The organism is Bradyrhizobium sp. 170 (assembly GCF_023101085.1).
Classification (GTDB): Bacteria; Pseudomonadota; Alphaproteobacteria; order Rhizobiales; family Xanthobacteraceae; genus Bradyrhizobium.
In genome coordinates, this window is record NZ_CP064703.1 from 7139427 (window position 1) to 7160979 (window position 21553).

The 21553-nt window shown below is 60.1% G+C and carries 20 protein-coding genes and 1 pseudogene; 10 read left to right on the top strand and 11 right to left on the bottom strand.

What is annotated here, in order from left to right:
- The first annotated feature begins 162 nt into the window (after positions 1 to 162).
- The 5 genes from IVB05_RS33260 to IVB05_RS33280 all read left to right on the top strand — a co-directional run bounded on the left by IVB05_RS33260 (position 163) and on the right by IVB05_RS33280 (position 6980).
- Positions 163 to 3273 carry an efflux RND transporter permease subunit gene (locus IVB05_RS33260; protein WP_247780219.1) on the top strand — a complete coding sequence of 1037 codons (3111 nt, stop codon included), beginning with the start codon at positions 163 to 165 and terminating at the stop codon, positions 3271 to 3273.
- Positions 3274 to 3457: 184 nt separating this feature from the next.
- Positions 3458 to 4441: a glycosyltransferase family 2 protein gene (locus IVB05_RS33265; RefSeq protein WP_247780220.1), complete on the top strand. Its 984-nt coding sequence runs from the start codon at positions 3458 to 3460 to the stop codon at positions 4439 to 4441.
- A gap of 28 nt (positions 4442 to 4469) precedes the next feature.
- On the top strand, positions 4470 to 4964 hold the full coding sequence (locus tag IVB05_RS33270) for a hypothetical protein (protein ID WP_247780221.1): 495 nt from the start codon (positions 4470 to 4472) through the stop codon (positions 4962 to 4964).
- 49 nt (positions 4965 to 5013) lie between these two features.
- Complete coding sequence (locus IVB05_RS33275; protein ID WP_247780222.1) at positions 5014 to 6546, top strand: hypothetical protein; 1533 nt, start codon at positions 5014 to 5016, stop codon at positions 6544 to 6546.
- A gap of 269 nt (positions 6547 to 6815) precedes the next feature.
- Positions 6816 to 6980 (top strand): hypothetical protein, encoded by a 165-nt coding sequence (locus IVB05_RS33280; RefSeq protein WP_247780223.1) that lies wholly within the window; start codon positions 6816 to 6818, stop codon positions 6978 to 6980.
- A 157-nt stretch (positions 6981 to 7137) separates the two neighbouring features.
- Here IVB05_RS33280 and IVB05_RS33285 read toward each other — a convergent pair whose 3' ends face one another.
- A complete protein-coding gene (locus IVB05_RS33285; RefSeq protein WP_247780224.1) occupies positions 7138 to 7443 on the bottom strand; it encodes a hypothetical protein in 306 nt (101 codons plus the stop codon).
- A 61-nt stretch (positions 7444 to 7504) separates the two neighbouring features.
- A pseudogene (locus IVB05_RS43825) lies at positions 7505 to 7747 on the bottom strand (PilZ domain-containing protein); the annotation flags it as partial.
- Between the two features lie 442 nt (positions 7748 to 8189).
- On the opposite strand from IVB05_RS43825, the gene IVB05_RS33295 reads away from it, so the two are divergent.
- The 5 genes from IVB05_RS33295 (at position 8190) to IVB05_RS33315 (ending at position 13586) form a co-directional block, all read left to right on the top strand.
- Entirely contained in the window at positions 8190 to 8885 is a 696-nt protein-coding gene (locus IVB05_RS33295; protein WP_247780226.1) for a hypothetical protein, read from the top strand.
- A gap of 200 nt (positions 8886 to 9085) precedes the next feature.
- On the top strand, positions 9086 to 10000 hold the full coding sequence (locus IVB05_RS33300) for a class I SAM-dependent methyltransferase (protein WP_247780227.1): 915 nt from the start codon (positions 9086 to 9088) through the stop codon (positions 9998 to 10000).
- A 1151-nt stretch (positions 10001 to 11151) separates the two neighbouring features.
- On the top strand, positions 11152 to 11823 hold the full coding sequence (locus tag IVB05_RS33305) for a carbohydrate binding domain-containing protein (RefSeq protein ID WP_247780228.1): 672 nt from the start codon (positions 11152 to 11154) through the stop codon (positions 11821 to 11823).
- Between the two features lie 470 nt (positions 11824 to 12293).
- Positions 12294 to 12698 (top strand): VanZ family protein, encoded by a 405-nt coding sequence (locus tag IVB05_RS33310; RefSeq protein ID WP_247780229.1) that lies wholly within the window; start codon positions 12294 to 12296, stop codon positions 12696 to 12698.
- A gap of 231 nt (positions 12699 to 12929) precedes the next feature.
- Complete coding sequence (locus IVB05_RS33315; RefSeq protein WP_247780230.1) at positions 12930 to 13586, top strand: PEPxxWA-CTERM sorting domain-containing protein; 657 nt, start codon at positions 12930 to 12932, stop codon at positions 13584 to 13586.
- A 106-nt stretch (positions 13587 to 13692) separates the two neighbouring features.
- Here IVB05_RS33315 and IVB05_RS33320 read toward each other — a convergent pair whose 3' ends face one another.
- The 9 genes from IVB05_RS33320 to IVB05_RS33360 all read right to left on the bottom strand — a co-directional run bounded on the left by IVB05_RS33320 (position 13693) and on the right by IVB05_RS33360 (position 21545).
- Positions 13693 to 14313, bottom strand: coding sequence for an A24 family peptidase (locus IVB05_RS33320; protein WP_247780231.1), 621 nt, complete (start codon positions 14311 to 14313; stop codon positions 13693 to 13695).
- A complete protein-coding gene (locus IVB05_RS33325; RefSeq protein WP_247780232.1) occupies positions 14310 to 14921 on the bottom strand; it encodes a hypothetical protein in 612 nt (203 codons plus the stop codon). Before IVB05_RS33325 ends, IVB05_RS33320 begins: the two co-directional genes overlap by 4 nt.
- Positions 14918 to 15526, bottom strand: a complete 609-nt coding sequence (gspM, locus tag IVB05_RS33330) for a type II secretion system protein GspM (protein ID WP_247780233.1) — start codon at positions 15524 to 15526, stop codon at positions 14918 to 14920. Before gspM ends, IVB05_RS33325 begins: the two co-directional genes overlap by 4 nt.
- Positions 15523 to 16632: a PilN domain-containing protein gene (locus IVB05_RS33335; RefSeq protein WP_247787213.1), complete on the bottom strand. Its 1110-nt coding sequence runs from the start codon at positions 16630 to 16632 to the stop codon at positions 15523 to 15525. Before IVB05_RS33335 ends, gspM begins: the two co-directional genes overlap by 4 nt.
- A 328-nt stretch (positions 16633 to 16960) precedes the next feature.
- On the bottom strand, positions 16961 to 17605 hold the full coding sequence (locus IVB05_RS33340) for a prepilin-type N-terminal cleavage/methylation domain-containing protein (protein ID WP_247780234.1): 645 nt from the start codon (positions 17603 to 17605) through the stop codon (positions 16961 to 16963).
- On the bottom strand, positions 17602 to 18024 hold the full coding sequence (locus IVB05_RS33345) for a type II secretion system protein (RefSeq protein ID WP_247780235.1): 423 nt from the start codon (positions 18022 to 18024) through the stop codon (positions 17602 to 17604). Before IVB05_RS33345 ends, IVB05_RS33340 begins: the two co-directional genes overlap by 4 nt.
- Before the next feature lie 20 nt (positions 18025 to 18044).
- On the bottom strand, positions 18045 to 18485 hold the full coding sequence (locus tag IVB05_RS33350; protein ID WP_247780236.1) for a GspH/FimT family pseudopilin: 441 nt from the start codon (positions 18483 to 18485) through the stop codon (positions 18045 to 18047).
- Positions 18482 to 19747, bottom strand: coding sequence for a type II secretion system F family protein (locus IVB05_RS33355; RefSeq protein WP_247780237.1), 1266 nt, complete (start codon positions 19745 to 19747; stop codon positions 18482 to 18484). The genes IVB05_RS33350 and IVB05_RS33355 overlap by 4 nt, the downstream gene beginning before the upstream one ends.
- 16 nt (positions 19748 to 19763) lie before the next feature.
- A complete protein-coding gene (locus tag IVB05_RS33360; protein WP_247780238.1) occupies positions 19764 to 21545 on the bottom strand; it encodes an ATPase, T2SS/T4P/T4SS family in 1782 nt (593 codons plus the stop codon).
- Positions 21546 to 21553: the final 8 nt, after the last annotated feature.

The window sequence follows — 21553 nt, forward strand, 5'->3', positions numbered from 1 at the left end:
ATATTCGCGGAAGGGCTTATTCAGGGCCGAAGTCGTCTGGTAAATACCAACTTAAACTGACATTGTCCGGGACAATCATTTAATCCAGCACTCCGGCAGGTTCGAAAGACTGGAGCACCACAAGCGGCGCCCGCTCCGCCGGCGCCATGGACGAGGTTGAGCATGGCCTCGATTTCCGAGCCGTTCATCCGCCGGCCGGTCGGCACCACGCTGCTGGCGATCGGACTCTTCCTGGTCGGTATCGTCGCCTACGTCTTCCTTCCGGTCTCGGCGGTGCCCAATGTCGACTTCCCGATGATCCGGGTGTCCGCCAACCGCCCCGGCGCTGATCCTGCCGTGATGGCGGCGACGGTCGCAGCCCCCTTGGAGCGCCGGCTCGGCCAGATTGCCGGCATTGAGCAGATCACCTCGACCAGTTCGCTCGGCACCACCAGCATCCAGTTGCAGTTCTCGATCGGCCGCAACATCGACCGCGCGGCGCGGGACGTGCAGGCGGCGATCAATGCGTCGCTGGCGGACCTGCCGAGCGACCTGCCGTCGCTGCCGCGCTTCCGCAAAGCCAATCCCGCGGCCACGCCGATGTTCGTGCTGGCGCTGACGTCGAAGACCCTGACGACCAGCGCGATGTATGACGTCGCCGACACCGTGATCGCGCAACGTATCTCGCAGGTGCCGGGTGTCGGCGAGGTCACGGTCTCTGGCGCCGACCAGCCTGCGGTGCGTATCGCGCTGAATCCGGTGGCGCTGTCGAATGCTGATATCGCCACCGATGACGTGCGACTGGCCATCATCAATGCCAATCCATTGGGGCCGGTCGGCATCTTCGACGGCGGCCGCCAGAGCGAGACGATTTCGACGAACAAGCAGATGCGCACCGCGGCCGAATTCCGCGACATCATCATCAAGAGCTCGGCCGGCAATTTCGTCCGCCTGGCCGACATCGCCGATGTCGAGGATTCCGTCCGCAACCACCGTTCCATCGCCTGGTTCAACAAGCAGCCGGCGGTCCTGATCCAGATCACCAAGCAGGGCGACGCCAACGTGATCGAGACCGTTGACCGCGTAAAGGCCTTGCTGCCGGAGCTGAAGCGATGGCTGCCTGCCGGCCTCGAGATTTCGACGCTGGTCGACCGCACCAACACCATCCGCGCCAGCGTGCTCGACATGCAGTTCACGCTGCTGGCAACCGCCTTCCTGGTGATGGTGGTCGTGTTCGTGTTCCTGCGGCGGTTGACGCCGACCATCGCGGCGGGCGTCTCGGTGCCGCTGGCGCTGGCCGGCACCTGCGCCGGCATGTGGCTCGCCGGCTTCTCGATCGATAATCTGTCGCTGATGGCGCTTGCGATCTCGGTCGGCTTCGTGGTCGACGACGCCATCGTCATGATCGAGAACATGTACCGCAACCTCGAACAGGGCATGGCGCCGTACCCGGCGGCGCTGGAGGGCGCCAAACAGATCGGCTTTACGGTGCTCTCGATCAGCCTGTCCTTGATTGCAGCCTTTACGCCGCTGATCTTCATGGACGGGATCGTCGGCCGGCTGTTGCGCGAATTCTCGCTGACGCTGACCTTTGCCATGGTGGTGTCGACCGTGGTCTCGCTCACGGTCACGCCGATGATCTGTGCGCACTACATCAAGGAGGCGACGTCGGACCATGCGACCTGGTTCGACCGCCTGGTCGAGGGCACGCTGTCGCGCATCATTTCTTTCTACACCTGGACGCTGCGCGTGGTGCTGGGCTTCCCGCTCCTGACGCTGACCGTATTCTTTGCCACCATCGCACTGACGGTGGTGCTCTATATCAAGATACCGAAGGGCTACTTCCCGATCGACGACAGCGGCCTCATCGTCGGCGCCTCGCAAAGTTCATCGGACACTTCGTTTCAGTCCATGACCAGATTTCAGAAACAGCTTGAGGACGCCATTGAATCGGACGACGCCGTCGCGGGGGTCGGATCGATCCTTGGCAGCATGACGGCGAACCGGGGGCTGTTCTTCATCAGCCTCAAGCCGCCGCAGGAAAGAGCCGGGCTGAGCACCCAGCTCGTGATCGACCGGCTACGCAAGAAGCTCGAAACAATGCCGGGCGTACGGCTCTATATGTTTGCCGCTCAGGATGTTCGCGCCGGCGGACGCCAAAGCAGCTCCGACTACCAATACACGGTTACAAGCGTCGACGTCGACCTGCTCAAGAAGTGGGCTCCCATCGTCGCCAAACGCATGGAAACGGTCGAGGGCATTACCGACATTTCCACCGACCGCGATGCCGCCGGGCTGCAGCTCACGCTGAGGATCGACCGCAACGCCGCCGCCACGCTTGGCGTCCGCGTCAAGGACATTGATGACGCCTTGAACAACGCGTTCGCGCAACGACAGATCTCGATCATCTATACCCAGCGCAACCAGTACATGGTGGTGCTGGAGATCGACCCGAAATTCCAGAGCGATCCTTCCAATCTGGAGCGCATCTACGTGGCCGGCGCCAACGATGCGCAGGTGCCGCTGTCGGCTGTCGTTCGCTATGATCGCGGTTTGGCATCGCTGGCGATCAATCACACCCAGTCGATTCCATCGGCCACGGTGTCTTTCAACGTCGTTCCCAATGTGCCGCTGGAGATCGCAACCACGAACATCCAGCGCGCCGTCGAGGAACTGCACATGCCGGAAGGCATCCGCGGCAGTTTTGACGGCAATGCCGGCGATTTCAACAAGACCAGCGGGCGGCAACCGCTCCTGATCCTGGGCGCGCTGGTGGCGATGTATATCGTGCTCGGCGTGCTCTATGAGAGCCTGGCGCACCCGATCACGATCATCTCGACATTGCCGTCCGCAGGGCTCGGTGCATTGCTGGCGCTGCAGGTGACCAATACGCCGCTGACGGTGATTGCCTTTGTCGGCATCATCCTGTTGATCGGGATCGTCAAGAAGAACGGCATCATGATGGTCGATTTCGCGCTCGATGCCGAGCGCAACCGCGGCCTGTCCTCGGCGGACGCGATCTTCGAGGCGTGCCGCGCCCGCTTCCGGCCGATCCTGATGACGACGATGGCGGCGCTGTTTGCCGGCATTCCGCTGGTCGTTGCCACCGGCCCCGGCACCGAGCTGCGCCGGCCGCTCGGCATCACCATCATCGGCGGATTGCTCGTTTCGCAGATCCTGACGCTCTACACGACGCCGGTGATCTATCTCCTGATCGACCGGCTGCGCCAAAAACTGGGATCCCGCGGGGCGCTTCCGCCGCTATCAACATCGTCTCCACCGGCATTACGATAGACCGGCTACCCGATGCGGAAGGGTGCGACCTGCCTGGCCCGGCTCGGGGCCCTGATTGCCGCAGGTATAAAGGCCGCCTTTAACGTTTATTCCAATGCATTAAACAAGGGACCCAAAGTGCCTTTTCTTTTCTGATCCGCAAGACTAATGATCGCCAATTGTTTGCACCAACTGGTCTTACACCGTGAAACTGCTCGTTGTCATCGTTAACTACCGCGTCACCCATCTTGCGATCGATTGCCTGCACTCGGTCGCCAAGGAAATCGCCACCGTCCCGGATACGCATGTCGCGATCTGCGAGAACGGCTCGGGAGATAATTCTGCCGAGCTCATCCAGCGGGCGATCGACGACAACGGCTGGTCATCCTGGTGCACCCTCACGGCGCTCGAGGTAAACCTCGGATTTACCGGCGGCAACAATGCGATCCTGCGTCCGGCGCTGGAATCGGCTGACAAGCCGCAATACTTTCTGTTGCTCAATTCCGATACGATCGTCCGGCCGAACGCATTCAAGGCGCTCGTCGACTTTATGGATAACAATCCTAAAGTCGGCATCGCCGGCAGTCGCCTCGAAGACCCCGACGGCACGCCGCAACGATCCGCGTTCCGCTTTCAGTCACCGCTCGGAGAACTCGAAGGCAGTCTGAAGCTCAGGCCGGTGAGCAGGTTGCTGGAGCGCTGGATCGTAGCTCCTCCTGTGGTCGATTACGCGTTCGAAACTGACTGGGTTGCGGGCGCCAGCATGATCATCCGGCGCGAGACGATGGAAGCGACGGGATTGCTCGACGAAGGTTATTTCACCTATTTCGACGATATCGACTATTGCTTCAATGCCAAAAAGCGGGGATGGCCGACCTGGTACGTTCCGGCAAGCCACGTGGTCCATCTCGTCGGTCAGTCGACCGGCGTGAACAGCAAGCCCAAGCGATTACCGCCCTATCTCCTGGAAGCCCGCAGACGCCACTTCCTGAAGAATTACGGCGCGTTCTACGCTGCCATGGTCGACGTTTGCAGAATCGCGGGCCTGTCGCTTTGGCGATTGCGGGTTCTTCTTACCGGAAAGGAAGACACCACACCTCCGCAGCACCTTTCCGATTCGATCCGGCACAGCGTATTTTTCAAAGGCTTTAAGGTGACCGGCGTCAAGAATCCGGCCCTGACCTCCTAAATTTTTCAAACCCGATCCGGGATTATTTATGCCCACCGACGAAGAGATTGATCGAAGCCTGGTAGAATTTGCTCAGAAGATCGCAGCGATACCAAAAAGAATTGCTGACGAGGACCGTTCTGCTGAATCGCCCGCAGAGGCCGCCCTCGCGGTTTCGTCCGCCGCATCCGAGATCGGCAAGGAGAACCTGCCTCCCCCGCCTCCCGCCGACAAGCAGCCCGATCCGGACATTCGACCTGCTCCGCCTACCGGCGCAGAGTGCAAACAGGTTCGTAACGCCGATGAACTCGCAGGCATCATCATGAAGTCGCTACGCGCCATCGAAGGTTGCCCCGCACGCGGATTTACCGTTACGGTCTATGGGTCAAACCCGTGGAACGCCATGCTGACAATACGACCGGAAGCCGGCCCCCGAATTGATCGCGAGCTCTGGCGTTCCCGGGTGCACGACATCGGCGTGCAGCTCAGAAACGACTTCGACGTGGCTGATGCATCAACCATCTCGACCAGCGGCTCGGCGTAGTCACCAGTTAGAAGTGACGTCAGCGGAAGGCACGTCGGATATCCCGGATATGGCAATCAATTCAGCCTACGTTAGCCCCCCTTCCGGATTTGATCCGTCAACTCAGCCATTCCGCCTCCTGGGAATCGATCCTGCCGCAACGGCCCCGGAGATCGAGGCCGCTCTCGCGCAGGCGCGAGAGATGCGTATCGCGCCGGAGAGCAGTCTGGCGGAAGCATACGAAAATGTTCTGGACCCGACCCGGCGCCTGCCTGGCGAGCTCGCCTATCCCCTCGGCAGCATGCCCGATCGCGTCGATCTCTTTTACGCCGATCTGCCTGCCGACGCTTCCGACGAAGACATACTGCAGACGTCGGCTCAGTTTGCACCGATCTCAAGGGCCAATTTCATTGCGCGTTACGCGACTCGCTGCGGCGCATCGAGCGAACTGCTCCTTGCCTTGATTGACGCGCACAGTTCCATCGATGTCATGGAAACCTATCAGGCCCTGCAGGCGCTCCGGCATCGCGCCGGCTGGGCCCCGCCATCGCTAGCGAGCGTAAGGGATGGCTTGAACGATCTGCTCAACACACATTGCATGGCCGTTATCGACGCCTACAACCCGGTCGAAAGTGCCGCAGAACCGCTGCTGGAGGCCACTCGCCGGATCGTTGCAACGCGCGAACAGCCGCTCATCCAGACGCATTCCCTCCTCTTGGCAGTCTATCGGCGCGCCATTGGAGAGATGCGCTCCAACGCTGACCAGCAGGTCGACAATGCCTGCCAATCGTTCGAGCAACGACCGGACGACGCCTCCTCGATGGAGGGACTGGCAGAGGCGCTGCATCTGTGGGCCTCGCTCTGCGAGCCCGCGTTGTTGCTGGACGCGCACCAGGGGTTCAGCGAGCCGGGGATGAACGTCACTCCCGATCGCATCTTTGGCTTGCTCGGCGTTCTGAGTCGCCGACACCATTATCCCAGGGCGCAGGAGGTTCTGGATCACGCGCTTGACGCTTTCGGATCAATTCCGGATGCGGCCGCACGGCTCGCTGAAGTCGGAGAAATACTGCGCGATATGCAGCGCGCCGCTTCGAACGATGTCGGTCCGGACCCGGATCTCAAAGTGCCCGAAGGAAGCAGCGGCTTCCGTCATGTCAAGAAGGGCATGCTCGCGGCTGCGGCGCTGCTGGCCATGCTTGCACTTCTGGGTGCGTATTGGGCTCTCGATCTTGGAACAGCATTCTCTGTCGCCTCGGCACCCAATCCGCCTCAGCCGAAAACGGAACCGGAGTTGCTTCCCCCGGTCGGCAAAGGCCAACGCTTTCCGCGCGAATATGTTCGTTACTGTCATTTTCAGGAAGAACGGCTGCGTGTGGTCAAGCAGCAGGTCCGGGGGCCCGAAGACATCCGCGCCTATAACGCACTTGCAAATGACTACAATTCACGCTGCTCCGATTTCTTCTATCAGGACGAAGACCTCCGGCTTGTGAAGGAAGAAGTCATCGCGAAGCGAAAGCTTCTCGAAGCCGACGCGGAGCGCATCCTCTCGACCTGGCCATGGCATACGAAAATGGGTGGGGCACCGGCAGCGGCGTCCAGATAGGCCGGTTTCGGAACGTGCCCGCATTAGGGTTGATCGTTCAGCATCCATTCAGCGATTGTACTGCCTTCTGCGAAACGGCGGCGATGGTTCGAGCATCCGGGATCGACGGTACATCACGCAAGCGCCGTAGCGAGGTTCCCGATTTAACGTTTTGCGCGGGTATCAAGCTTAACGCGCGAGTTGCGTTGCGAACGACGCGCGGGAAACTATGGTTGCTTTTGAGTTGCCGTATTCGGCCAAATTGATTGTATGAACTCGCGGAGCATTTCGTGAAGCGCCAGCGTTTGAGCAAACCAAAAGATGTCAGGGAATTGCCGGCCGAGAAGTCGCTGAGCGACCGCTACGCAGAAGTAGTGAGGCTGCGCCAGGCCGTCTTCCGGACCCAGGCCGCGCTACGGGCGCCGGTCGATGTCAACCGGCTTGCGTCGAAGTAGCGTCATGCGTTCACGCGTTGCCCGGTTCACCTACCTGTTTGCCATCGCCGCAGCCATGATCGGCTGGTCGTGGCTGCTTCTGCATAGCCTCGCCTGGGCATTTGATTTCTAGGCGCGTGCGCAGACGGGCGGGATCGCGCCGGATCGAACCTTGCGCTTAATCGCAGACTCTCACCGCTCTTTGCCGCCAGCCCCTGACGGTCCATACCCTTCGCAGCGCATAGCACGCACCATCGCGGCGGTAGGCCCACGGACCGTATTCGGCATACTCGCCATAGCCGAACGGATAATCGTAGCCGTCGTCAAATGGATGACCGTACAGGCGCGCGTAGCCGTACCCGCCCGGATAGCCAAACCCGCGAAATCCCGGGGCAACGACAAACGCGTCGCCTGCGGCCGCGATGTCCGGGACGATCACAAGCGCCAGCGAAAGCGCAAACAGAGCTGAATGTGCCTTACGCATATTCCGGTGTCCTCGCGCTGCCCCGTGGAGCGGAGTGTTGTGACGGAGCCGTAGCCAGATGGTCGATAAACTGAGCGCCGAATTCGCACCCGATGCGCCATGCCAGCCGGCACAGACGCGGGCGGCCCGTTGAAAGGATCAGCGTGAACTCCTCAGGCACATCGAGATTTTCAGCGATCACCCGCACGCCGCCGTCAGATATGTCCGTGATGGTGCAATCGCGCGGCAGCGTGCCGACCCCGAATTGAATCTTTGCCGCCCCCTGACAGGAGCGACGTTCGCTTTTTCGCCGATCCGCAAACACCTGACCCACCCGTATTTGTTGATTTTGTCTTTCGGCAATCTTATCGAAAATCCATTGGACTCCGCCTAAGCGATCGGCCCGCAATCGATGGTTTCGTTTATTGGAAAGTTTACCGTCGCCTGCAGGTCGGCAAAGTTCGGAAAATTCCTTTTGACTTTGTCCATCCAAGGTAAGGTTAAAGATTCAATTACCTCGAAAGTAGCCCTGAACCGGTACAAAGTGCGAAAATGAGAAGACGCAGCTATCAAGCGCGGCATTGCGGCGTATGTATCGCGATCGTTCAGCAGATGGCATCACGACGGGCTAATTAACGCCCCCAATCTACGGCAGATTTACCAATGGATTTGTTTTCAGAAGCACTTAAAAATGCGGATCTTCCAATATCACCTGCACGGGAAGCGTCATATATGGTTGCTTTACATAATCACTTTGCGGTGGCGTTATGAATTTTCAACGCGTCATTGGCCTTGCGGACTACTATTCTCGCAGCAAAGGCAAGTTCTATCCTTGGGGTTTCGCGATGAACGGCATGACCTCCAGATTGGAGGCCACGCGCCAGATCATTCACGTGCTCGCCATTGAAAGAATTGTCGAGACTGGAACATTTCGCGGCACTACCGCTGAGTGGTTTGCTCAATTTGGCCTTCCATTCGAAACAGTCGAACTTGCGGAACGCTATTGGACTTTTTCACGAGCCCGGCTGGCCAGATTCACGAACGCGAAAGTTTACTTGCAATCCTCGATCCCGTTCTTGAAGGAACGGATTGCCCTCGGGTCGGTGGAGAAGGACGCGCGACAATTTTTCTATCTAGATTCTCATTGGGAAAATCATCTCCCCTTGCGGGAGGAACTCGAATTGATTTTCAATCACTATACCAACGCCGTCGTCCTGATCGACGATTTCAAGGTGGAGGACGATGCGGGTTATGGCTTTGACCACTATGCGCCAGACAAGGAACTAACCCTCGCCTATGTTCGGAGCTCCGGCCTCCCAAAACTATCTTGTTTCTACCCCACAACTCGATCAAGGGAAGAAACTGGAGCAAGAAGGGGTTGGGTGGTCTTGACTTCAAATCCCGGAATGGCCGAACAATTGAGGACAATGTCCTTGCTGCGAGAATATCCGCTCAAGACATAAATGAGGCAATTTGAGGCAGGGCGTCGTTCTCCAAAATGATTTTTGAGGCTCATCTGGATCAACGAGCATTCCCTCCTACTAAAAAGCGGGCGGAGCACCTGGGTTGATCGACTAACTTTAAACCACCGCCGATTCCGATGATAAGCGTGCCGCACTGAGCTATCCGATCTTTAAATGCCAGCCGTGACCTTGGAGTCTACATGCTCACACAATCACAGGCCGAATTCGACGAACGGACGCACTGCATAAATTGCCAGTCAATTCGTTTTAGCGAACTCTCGCACGGTCGCTTCAGCGACAAGCCATTGACTGATTTCATTGCTGCGGACCCAAGCGGTGACGACATCCGCCCCTATTTTGAGACCGCCGAATGGTCGCTGGTCAAATGCGACGACTGCTCGCAGGTGTTCCACCGTCGCATTCTGACCGACGCATGGAACAAAAAGCGCTTCGATGAGTGGATGAGTGCCGACGCCATAGCGGAATTCGAGAGCCGTCTAGGTCCGAAACACCGCCGTCGGTTCGAAGCGGCGCGTTCTTACGTCGAGCACGTTCTGCGAATAGAACAATTAACCAGGTCGATCCGCGGTGACGATGTTGTTCGCCTCCTCGACTTCGGCTGCGGTTGGGGCAAGTTCCTTGAAGTCTGCGCCCTATTCGGCTTCGATGGAGTCGGCGTAGATCGCTCAAATCCGAGAGCGCAAGGCGCGAGTTTTCGCATCTATCCTTCGCTCGAAGCGATGGGCGAGCATCCCAAGTTTCACGTCATAACCTTGTTCGAAGTCCTCGAGCATTTGGATGAACCTTCGGAAACCCTTTCAGCGCTAGCGAAGGTGATCGTTCCGGGCGGGCTTTTGATTCTTGAAACGCCAGATTGTACCGGCGTGACCGACATCAAAGCCCATTACGATTATCTAAAGATACATCCGCTTGAGCACATCAACGCGTTCACGCGTATTACGCTGAAGTCCATCGCGGAACGAAATGGCTTTACATTGTTGAAAAAGGGGTCGGCACACGTCACCCCTGATATTGTCAGGGTGGCTAAGCGCGAGATTAAGCATTTGATCGGCAGGGGCGACAGTTCAACGCAGCTCTATTTTAGAAGAACATGACTTTTCGCTCTCAACCTTTTCCTGCAATTTGCTCAATGCCATCATCTACCAGGGCTGCTCAAATGCGGTCTGATTCTATCGCTTCGGCAAGAGAGCCCGTTTGGGCAACGCCTGAAGCTTTCTCGAGAAGTCGAGTGGCTTGAAGTTTCTTGCGGCACGACATGGTCACGGTCGACTATGAGTAGCTCGGAGTTGTGGCTCACTTGCCGTTCCCGAGATGCGTCGATAAGCTCGCAAAATGGAATGGGTCGGCAGATTTTCTTTGCAGCTGGCTGGTGGGTTTTTTCTACCTATGCTTTCGGGGCTCCGTCAGGGGCCCGTTCTGATCGAAACCGGCCCCCAATCCGGTAGTCTATTTTAAAGTTGTCCATCGACCGACGACGGGCTGGATGACCTGTTGAATGGCGTATCCAACAAGCTTTAACCGAGCAGTTTGAACGTTTGGCACAGGAGGAGGCAGGAACTGCTCGTGATGTGAGAGCCCGCGTACTGGGCGCAAATCAAAACGTTTCCTGAGGCGCGAGCCAAGACCTAACCCCAACAGCTAGCGTTCACCAGCCAACAATACCGGTCAACGTTCGATTTTTTTTGGAAGTCCTAGAGCAAAGCAGCCGCCGATAGACGTGACCGCTTCACCTTCCAGGGTTCTTTTGCCGAACAGGCTCGCGTTCGGCAAAGATCGAAGGGCGACCGGCCTACTTCGACAATAGCGACCTGGCTGCGTCCAGTTTCCGAGTTTTAGTCTCGTTTTTGACGATTTCGATCTCCCCGCATTTAAAGTGCACGTATGTGCGAAGGTTTCTGCCAGGCACCGCGCTCACAAGCACCGCACGGCTCGACGGCGCCATAAGGTGGAAAAACGTTAATTGCCCTTGAAAAGATGGGCTAAATTTTGAATAATACCTAGCCGAGACAAGTTTTCGTCGTTCCAGTGGAATCATCTCCAGCAACATTGGAGCGGCAAATTGCCGGCCAAAGCCGCTAAATTGGGATGGTCCGATTGGATTTGCTGCGAAATTGACCTTCCTGGTTTAAAAATGACAAAAACAGCCTAAAAAATGATAGACGAATGATTGGAATGTTGTGCGCCGCGGTTGACTCGGCTAGAATTCGCAGATATTAATATCTTATTAAATTCCAGGAGTGAAAAAATGAATAAGCTGCTCAAATTTACTGGCGCTGCATTAATTGGCGTTCTGCTTCAGAGCGGCGCCTCACAGGCGAATGTGCTTCTAAACAGCGGGTTTGAATCAGGGAATTTCGCCAATTGGACGGTGAACACTGGCGGCGACGCTACCTATCCTCAGGTCGTTGTTGCCTACAATCAACCCGGCAACTATCCCACCGGCGTATTCGGGGAGCCTGTCCCCACGGCGCCCAATGGTGGTACCTATGGCGCTTACTTCGTTTCGGACACTGCCACCCAGTCGATTTCCCAGTCGATCAGCCTGACGCAGGGTCAGAACTATCAGGTAAGCTTCGAGCTCTATTCCCCCAACAATGGCCGGAATAACGCATTCGACGCTACCCTCCAGTCGAACGTGGACGGGTTGCTCTCCCCGCTGTTCACGGCCAAGACTTTGGCGAGCGGATGGACCCTTTACTCGGCTATTTTCACGGCCAGTGCTGGTCCCTATACTTTCTCGCTGAATTTCCATGGGCAGGGCGTTCCTGCGGCAGACTTTGTGGTCGATAACGCGTCGGTGGCGGCTGTCCCTGAGGCATCGACTTGGGCGATGATGATCCTGGGCTTTGTCGGAGTTGGCTTTCTGGCCTATCGCCGCCGGGAAACCTCGAAGAAGACCGGCTTTCGTCTCGCTTGATTTTAGCCGTACTTGAGTTGGAAGCCGCCCGATTGGGCGGCTTCTTTTTTGTCCGGCGGCTTAATGTGCGAGGCGAATCTAAATCCCCAGCGGCAAGGCCGCGTCGGGATTTTATTTTTGGAGCTTTTTAATCAGATCAACCTGCTTTAATTATATTAAATAAACGGCACTACGCAGAACGCGCCAAACGCACCGACCGAATTCCGCGTCCGCGTGCTCGCCGGACCCGGACGGATAGTCGCTGGGAGCGTCGAACCGGTGACCATACGCTCAGCCTGGACGCCAAAAGCAACCGGCGAGCGGAAAGGCAAGTATTCCCCCGCGCGCCGCCGTTCGCGCGTAAGAACTGGTGGCTACTGCAGGCAAGTGCGAGGGTCGACAAACGAGACCGTTCACCGAATGCTTCGCCGCGGTAAGGTTAAGCTGCCAATTCATTCGCGCGGAAGCGAACGCCATTGCACAAGTTCAGCATGAACCGGAAGATCGTCACCAAGCTAATTGCGATAGCTGCGTGGATTGCCGTCATCGCGATCGCTTATGGGACGTTGACGCATGTCGGATTCATGTACTCGATCTATTTCAAGCTTGCACCGATCTTGATGGGTCCGGAAATGCGGACTTATGCCCATTTCGAGCATGTCCTGGCGTTCGCCCTGCTCGGCGCGTTGTTTGCCCATGCCTACCCCCACAAGCTGCTGCTGGTTTGTTGTGTGGTGCTCGGAGGCGCCGTTCTTCTCGAACTTGCGCAGACCATGACGCCGGATCGTCACGGGACAATGGTCGATGCGCTGGAGAAAATGGCCGGCGGAGCGGCCGGCATCCTATTCGCGAGAATCACGCATCGGCTGTGGTTCGCCAAGGATAAGTCGTCCTGAGCGATTGGGGCTGTCCTGACTTAACCCGCTGGTTCCGCGGCTAAAATGCCGGTTGACGCTTCGCCGAGGTTAGCAGTCCGATCTCACGTGGTCCTCTGCTCCAAACAAGCGCCAGGGTGGTTGATAGACGTGGGGTTCACGTGCAACGAAGTGTTATCCCCACCTGAGATTGACTCAAATTAAAGGAAACGTGTTTAAGGAAAATACAACCAATAATAAATGGGGGGAATTATGCGCTTTCCGTCGCTGGGTTTGATCGGTCTGGGGGCCGCGCTTGCATTGACCTCTTTTGTCAGCAGCGCCTCGGCAGTCGTCACGTTTGATCAGAATTTGGCCTCGGGCTGGCACCAGGGGACCGGCACCAGCAACGGCCATTTCGCGGTCGACACGGAGGCCAACGGCGTCGAACTCGGATTGCGTGCCTCTATTCGAAAGGTCGGGGCGATTACGCCGACGGGCAATCTCTACATTGCTCCGGTTGGCATCAAAGAGGGCGTGGCACTCTGGAATTTCGAGTTCTCGGTCAATCCTGGTTCGCTGACAGGTACCTATTCGTTGCTGACGATTACCGGTCCCGGAGGGGTATTGGCGTTCGATCCGAAGATAATCCCGGACAACAAGCCGATCGGCGGCCCGCTCTATCAGAACAGCGAAAACCTTGCTTTCGCTTTTCTGGGAGGCCCGCTGAATTTCAATCCCTATCTCTCCGGCGTCTACACCTTCGATCTCAAGCTCTTCAGCGCGAACAGGGAGCTGTTGGGCGACGTCTCGATACAGGTCAACGCTGTTCCCGAACCCTCGACCTGGGCGATGTTGATTCTTGGCTTCGCCGGTATCGGCTTCATGGCCTATCGCCGGCAATCACGGCCGGCCGTGCTGGCCGCCTGATCCCATCTTCGTCATTGAATGCGAAAGGCCGCCTTCGGGCGGCTTTTTTCTTGCGCTCATCAACTTGAGATCCCGCGCGGCGGGCGGTCCTGAAGACCGCCCGGCTTTAAATCGGCTGCGGTCCCAAAACCCAGACCCACCAAAGGCCGACGGCAAGGTGAGGCCCGAACGAGATAGCCTGCCTGCCGTGCAGGTCATGTCCTTGCGCTCTCAGGATCAGCAGACTTACCAGGGCGGAGACCACCGCAATCAACAGCAAGCCGGGAATTCCTTCCGCGCCGATCCAAAGGGCGCCTGCCGCGACGAATTTGACGTCGCCGAAACCCAGGCCGTCATGGCCCCGCAGCCAGCGATAGCCGGCGCGGAACAGGGAGGCGGCAGCAAAGACCAGCACAGCCTCAAATCCACGCCACCAGAAGTCCGCCGCGCCCCACAGATAGGCCTGTAGCGCGCCGCCGGCGGCCAGCGCCAGGACCATGCTGTCCGGAATGATCCCGTAGCGGCCGTCAATGGCGCAAACGGATGCCAACAGAACGACGAGGTAGCAGCCTGCGATGGCGGGCAGTGCCCAGCCTGGATCCCCTGCAAGGCTGATGGCGAACCAGACCGCGCCGGCGATCAGACCCCATGCCACCACAAGGTATTGCCGCTCTGGCGGCCGCCACGCCAGCGCATCACGGAAAAAACGGCTGGTACGATCAAGGGTCTTGCGGAGCGCGCGCATCATCTCCCGCTCGCATGAAGGGGAACGGTCAGCTTCTCGCCCTGCCCCTCCAACACTACGTGCTCGGGGGTCACCGCGGCGACGCGCCAGCCGTCGATTTGCCCATTGAGCTGAACCCACACGCCCAGCGGATTTTGCGTCGTGATCAGGAAGGCCTTCGCCACCCCGTCGCTCATGAAAACCCCTTTCAGGGTCATTCCGGAGTCCAAGGTCGCCATCGGCGGGGGTGGCGCGGCGGCCGGCTCGGCCGCAACAAAGCCTTGCCGGTTTCGTGAGAACAGCGGGCGCTGCACGATATTCTCAAAGCTCGCGGCGGCGCGCGCTTCGGACGCCTTGGCGGCCGGGCTGCGGCTGCCAAACCAGGTCGGGGCCGTGACCGTCGACAGCTCAAGCGAAATCACAGCGCTTAGTGTCATCACGCCAACCAGTCCGATCCAGGCCGCGAACCCCAGGATGAGGACGCGCGTCGCAGGCCGCAGCGCCGTCAATTCGCTCCGGCTGGGCAGGTCGGTCCGCCCGAACATGGCTGCGAGCCTGGCGGCTACGAATTGCAGCGGTGAACCGGCCAGGCCCGACAGCCGAAACTGGACCATTTGCACCAACGACGTCATGGCATCCGCTCCGCCGAGGCCGATCCAGGGCCGGCTTGTCCGCCGCCCATGGCCGCCTCCCTTCCGGAAGGCTGCGAACCGTTGCGGATAGCGCCCTGAACCCTGAGCTCCGCCCTGATCGGACCGTCCTCCCCGTCCGCCAGGCTGCGGAACGAGGCCGAAGGGACGAACAATAGCGGCGTCTGATTCTCGATCGTGAAGATCATGTCCCTGATGGCCTTCAGCGGCCCTTCGAGCTCTACGCTGACGGCAATCACGTGCAACGGTTGGGACCGCCCGCCCTGCAATCCGCGGATGGCGAGCAGGTTGACGCCGGCATTCGCCGCCATCGACTTCAGGCTGGCCTGCAGGTCGGCGCTGGCGACGCGCTCTTCGCTGCCGGGAAGGAAAGGATCGCCGGACCGCCCGACGCCGGCCGACTTCTTTGCCGCGCGCGTCACGTTCTGGAAATGCGCAAGCTGCGCCGCATTGTCCGAAATGTCTTCGCCCCTCGCGGCAAAGTGCGCCATGATCGGTGCAAGGAAGAAGATGACGACAAAGAGTATCGCGGCAGCATTGAAGGCCAGGAATGGCGTCCCGCGCGCCAATTTCAGATTCTGAATCATGGCGCGGCCCGGGATTTTGCGGTCGCCGCACGCGCGCCACGCAGCTTGAGCACGATGCTGAAGCGATCCTTGCGCTCGTTCGCATCCGGCGTAATCGCCGAAGTCAGGGTCGCGCCCGAAAACAGCGGCGACTGGTCGATGATGCGAACCAGGCGTGCGGCATCCGCTGAAAACCCTGATACCGTCACCGTGCCGTCGGCGATGCGGGTTTCGGTCAGAAAAGTATGTTCGGGCAGAATACGCGACAGCTCATCCCACACCGCAAGGATGCCGGTGTCAGCCTTCATCGCGAACAAACGCGCCGCGGGATCCAGGCCGTCGCGGCCGCTTTGAGCTGACAGCCGGGCCTCAACAACTGCCGTCTCCAGCGCGGCGGCAACGCTGGCCTGGCGCCATTCGAACACGACAAGGCCGAGCAGGACGGCGCCGAGCGCGGTGACTGCCAGCAGCCGAACCGCCCGCAGCGCCCACGCCGGATCTTCGTCACTGACGGCGCGGAACGTGATGACGGGCGCAGCCTCGCCGCCGGCGTCTGCCACCGCCAGACAGTCGACATCCCGTGACGCCAGACCGAGCTCCGATAAAGCCGCCTCGGCGCGATCACGCCTGATGATCCAGTGACACATCGGCACAACGCCGTCCGATTCCTGGCCCATTGCCGTTGCGGCATGCCAGATATCCGAAAGCTGGAATGGCGTTCGCCGCAATATGTCCTGGTCAAGGATTTTGGGCAGGGCGCCAAAGGCCGCCTTGGGCACACTCAACTCGCGCAGAAAGAAAAGCTCGCGCGAAATCACCGGCGCAACCGTCGTCGCCTCCCGCGACACGCCCTGCTCGATGAGCCACTGCTCGAGTGCAGCCGCGTTAAATAGCGGCAATGGAATCCGGATTTCCGCTGGACCCGTGGAAGACACCAGACGGCATGTGACGCTGTCGCCATCCCGCCAAAGCGTCACCTGCGGCCTCGCCTCGCCCTCGGCCCATTCGCGCCAGCGCGGGGGAGCCGCCTCGCGCAAGCCCGACAGCCACCACTGCGCAAAGTCCTTGCCCCACGCCGTGAGGACGTGGAGGCCACCGGCGCGGGCTGGAAGATCGGCGACAGGCATGAGCGTCACTTGCGGATCGAGGCATTCGATTCGAACGAGGGAAAGCCTATTTACTAATTCTTTAACAAGAGTAACGAGCCGCCGTTCACCAGCTGCGTGACGTGCCCGGCGGCCCTCAGTCCGTGCTTTAACTGGGTTTGATCATTCGTTTACCGTCTTGTTTGGACGCGATTATTCGAAACTTCGGCGGTACATGGCAGGTCCCAGATACAAAATCGCGAAAACAACCCCATGCAAAGTAGAATGGTCCCCGGCTCGCAGCACCGAGGCCGCTTGCATCCGGGGCCGAGATGGCCTGTCGTCACGGCCCAACCTGACTCATCATGCGCTAGCCTTGCCGCAGCGCCACCACGGTGGCGGGCTCGTTACTCCGCTCGTCCTCAAATTCGATCCGGATCGAGACCAGATCCGGCAGCCGCTCGGCGCGAACCCAATCGGCGCGCCAGGCCGGCTTGACCTTGGCGTCGACGGTGCCAAAATACCCAATTCGGATTTCACGCACGCCGCTCAGCACCACGACCCGGGTTGCGGCTGGTTCGGGGTTCTCCTTCGAGCGAGCCCCGTTAAGCGGCACGAAGTCCGCGACGATATCGCCGCCGCTCCGCCGCAAGACGATCTTGTGCGGCCCGCCTCGCAACGACCGCCCTTCGCTCAACCCCACGAAGGAGATCACCTCGCCGCGACCGTCGAACCCGACGGCGTCTTTTGGCCCTGCCCCGTCAAACCGGACCGGGAGCGCTGACCCCACCAGGGCAGCTACGGTCTGGATCGCAGCACTGGTCTCACTCCCGATCTCGCTCGCACGATCGGCGCCGAAAGCCTGCCGCGCCATCGACAATCCGCCGGCCAGAAAGCCCGTCAGGATCGCCAGGATGGCGAGCGACAGCAGCAACTCGATCAGCGTCAGCCCCTGCTCGCGCCTCCGGCGCGCAGCAACGCGAGCGATCAGCCGGCTGCGGACCGCGCGCATCATTGCTTCGCCTCGGTCGCAAGCTTCAACGCCGCGAGCTTGATGGCGGTGCCGTCCGGCGCCTCGACGGCTATTTCAACCCAGAACGACTGCAAGGCGCCATTTGCGGGCGCAGGCCGCGCGCCTTGCGCCGATCGCGTGTCGCTCGCCGGACGAAGTTCCGTGACGGTCTGCCGCCACCGGAATTTGTTCGCAACCAAACCTTCCCGGTAGCCCGGCGCAAGCGCCTCGGAAATGCCGGCGGCTTCGAGGCGCGACTGCGCAACCCGCAGCGCGGTGCGATGGACCTGCGTGCGCGCATCGGAACGCATCGCCACCACCACGCCGGTCGATATCGCGCCGAGCCCCAGCGCCAGGATGACGAAGGCAACGAGGATTTCGAGCAGGGCAAAACCTCGCTCGCCGTCGCGCCTCGCCAACATCCGTCTCGATCGCGCGCCCATCATTGGATCAACCGTGGTTCGCCGGTCAGCCAGTTGACGGCGATGCGCGCCGACCGCCCATCCAACGCCAACGCGATCTCGCCGCCGGAGGACTGGCCGTCCGGATAGAATCTGATACCGCCGAGATCGCCGGAACGCTCCGTCTCGGCAACCACCACCGCGGCGACCATTCCGCGCGGAAGATTGTGCATGGAATTCGGCAAGCCGAACCGGCCTTTCTCCACGTCGATCCGGAACAATGTTTCGGCATTGCTCGACATCGCCTGCGCACGAGCCAGCTGAAGCGTCGCCGTGACGGAGCGGGCCGTGACGGCGACACGCGTGGCCACGGCCTTCGGTTTGGCGGACAGCGTGCCGGCAAGTACAAGCCCGATGATCCCGATGACCACGAGCAATTCGGCCAGCGTGAACCCGGCTGACGATCGTGCGGGGCGTCTCATTGGAAAGCGAGATTGTTGATCGACAGCACGGCGCTCATCACATGCATGATGAGCCCACCGATGCTTCCGCCGATGACGAGCGTCAAAGCCGGCGTCAGCAGGCCGACCATGCGCTCGATGCGCCGCTGCAGGTCGGCCTCGATCACGCTTGCCACCTGAATGAGCATGGGGCCGAGCTGACCGGATTCCTCTCCGACGGCCACGAGACGAAGCGATGCCGGCGGCAACAGGCCGTCGCTATCGAACGCGCGGTGCAGCGGCGTGCCTTCCGGAACACGCTTGATGGCGCCCTCATAGAGCGCATTCAGGTGCCGGTTGGTGACGAGCGCACGCGCGGTCTGCATCGCGGACATCAACGGCACCCTTGCGACGAGCAGCGTGCCGAGCGCACGCGCAAAGCCACCGGCTTCGCGGTTCCGAATAAGCGCGCCAATCACTGGCGCCGAGCATTTCAAGCGATCGGCACCGAGCATAACTTCCGGATTTTGCTTCGCCTTGCCCCACAACAGGAAAACCGCAGCCCCGCCAAGGGCGACCCCCAACAGGACCATCAGCCAATTGTCCTGAACCTCCTCGAAGAAATGCAGGATGCCCGGAAGCGGAAGGCCGGCATCGACAAAGATCGGCGAGATGCTGGGTATCAGCACAAACACGATGACCACGACCGATACCAGCGACATCAGGATCAGGATCATCGGATAGACGAGCGCTGACGCGATCTTGTTGCGAATCTCGAGCCGGCGCGCCAGCAATTCGGCGATCTGCTTGAGGACCTGCCCGGTGACGCCTCCGGCTTCGCCGGCGGCCAGAATGGCCCGGTAGTCCGATGGAAATACGTCCGGCCGTTGCGCCATCGCTTCCGAAAGCTGCAATCCGGCCAGCACGTCCTTGAGAAGCCCGTTGGCGAGACGCGCGGTTTTCGGCGCGGCGCCCGGCCCTGCGATGATCCGGAACGCGGCATCGAGCGTCAGCCCGGAATTGGTCAGCGAAGCCAGCTCAACCGTAAAGGCCGTCAGTTCCTTCAGGCTGAAGCGATTCGATTGAACGAGCTCGCGTTTCCAGACCGACGTTTCCGCTTCGCGCGCCGGCGCGGATGGCTGCCCCGAACGTTCCGCCGTCCGGTCGGCCACGCCGTAGGTTTCGAACGGCGTCAGCCCCGAGCCGTAGAGCGCGTCGACGGCGGCATCGAGGCCTTCGGCAACGATCGTCCCTACGGTGACCGCGCCTCGTTCCGTGTACGCCTTGTAGTGAAAAATTGCCAAGGGCTCGGTGCTCCCTTCAGGACGCGCGCGTGACGCGAAGGACTTCTTCGAGCGAAGTCTCGCCGGCCCCGACCTTCAGGAGGCCATCTTCGTAGAGTGTGTGAAAGCCTGCTTCACGCGCGATCTGCTCGACCGCGCGCTGGTCCTGGCTTCTTCTTCCGATCGTTTCGCGGATGGCGTCGTCGACCACCAGCAGTTCCGATATCGTCGTGCGGCCGCTATAACCAGTATTGCCGCACGCCTCGCAGCCAACCGGCTCCCGGCTGTGCGACCAATCTATTCGCGGATTGCCTGCTATCGCCATCTTGAGCTTGCCATGCGCGCGTTCGCTGTCGCTGTGCAGTCGCGCGCAGACCGGGCAAAGCTTTCTGACCAGACGCTGTGCCATCACGCCTGCGATCGTCGAGGCAAGAAGGTAGCGTTCCAGTCCGATGTCGATCAGACGCGTGATCGCGGCAATCGCGCTGTTGGTGTGCAAGGTCGAGAACACCAGATGGCCGGTCAGCGCCGCCTGGATGGCGATGCGCGCAGTTTCAAGATCGCGGATTTCGCCGATCATGACGATATCCGGGTCCTGGCGCAGGATCGAGCGAAGCGCCGTGGGGAAGTCGAGACCGATCTGCGGCTGAACCTGGATCTGGTTGATCCCGGAGAGCTGATACTCGATCGGATCTTCCACGGTGAACAGCTTCAGTTCGGGTCGATTGAGATCCTTCAAGGCGGTGTAGAGCGTCGTCGTCTTTCCGCTGCCGGTCGGGCCGGTGACCAGGATGATGCCGTTCGGAAGCGCCATCAGGCGTTGGAGGCATTCCTGCGTCCTGCCGTCGAGCCCGAGCTTGGTGAAGTCGAGCTCCACCCGGGTCCGGTCGAGGATTCTCATCACGACGCTTTCGCCGAACACCGTCGGCAAGGTCGAGACGCGTATATCGATCTCAACGCCGCGCACCACGGTTTTGATGCGGCCATCCTGCGGCAATCGCCGCTCGGCGATGTCGAGCTTGGCCATGATCTTCACGCGCGTCGTCAGCGCTGCCCGCAGCGTCGCGGGCACGAGGCGCTCCTGCTGCAAAAATCCGTCGACGCGGAATCGAACGGCGACGGCATCGCGTCCGGGCTCGATGTGCACGTCGGACGCGCCACGCTCGACGGCTCTCGCAATGATCTGATTCACCAGCCGGATGACCGGCGCTTCGTTGGCGATATCGCGCAGGCGCTCGACGTCGAATTCGCTGCCGTCGTTGCCTGATATCGCGATGTCGTCGGTTTCCTCGGGCTGGATCTCGGACGCCGCGTCCTGATACAGCGTCCGCAAGGCGCGCTCGATTTCCGCCGGAGCGATCACGGCGAGATCGACGCGCACGTCGAGCATGTAGCTGATGGCCTTTACGGACTCGTCGACAAAGGGATCGGCGGTGGCGATCAACAGGCGCCGGCCGTCGAACGAGATCGGCAGGATCCGATTGGTCTTGAGGAAAGAGAACTGCAAGCGGTCCGCCAAAACGGGCCGGGACGGGAGATCCGCCGGTTCGATCAGTGGAAGACCGCAATAGGTGGCGTAGGCCAGACAGAGGTCGGCCTCGGAAATCAGACCGAGTTTAACCAGTACGAGATCGAAACGTTCGGAAGCCGCTTCGGCGGCCCGCCGTGCCCGGCCGACAGCGGCGGCATCGACCAGGTCCTTGCCGACCAGAAGGTCGGAAAACGCCTGCGCGAAGCCGCCGTCCCTTGGCCTCGGCAATTCTGTTCCCCGGCTTGGCGGCGCGGCCGGGCGCAACAATTGCTGGATATCGAATGACATTCGCGCGC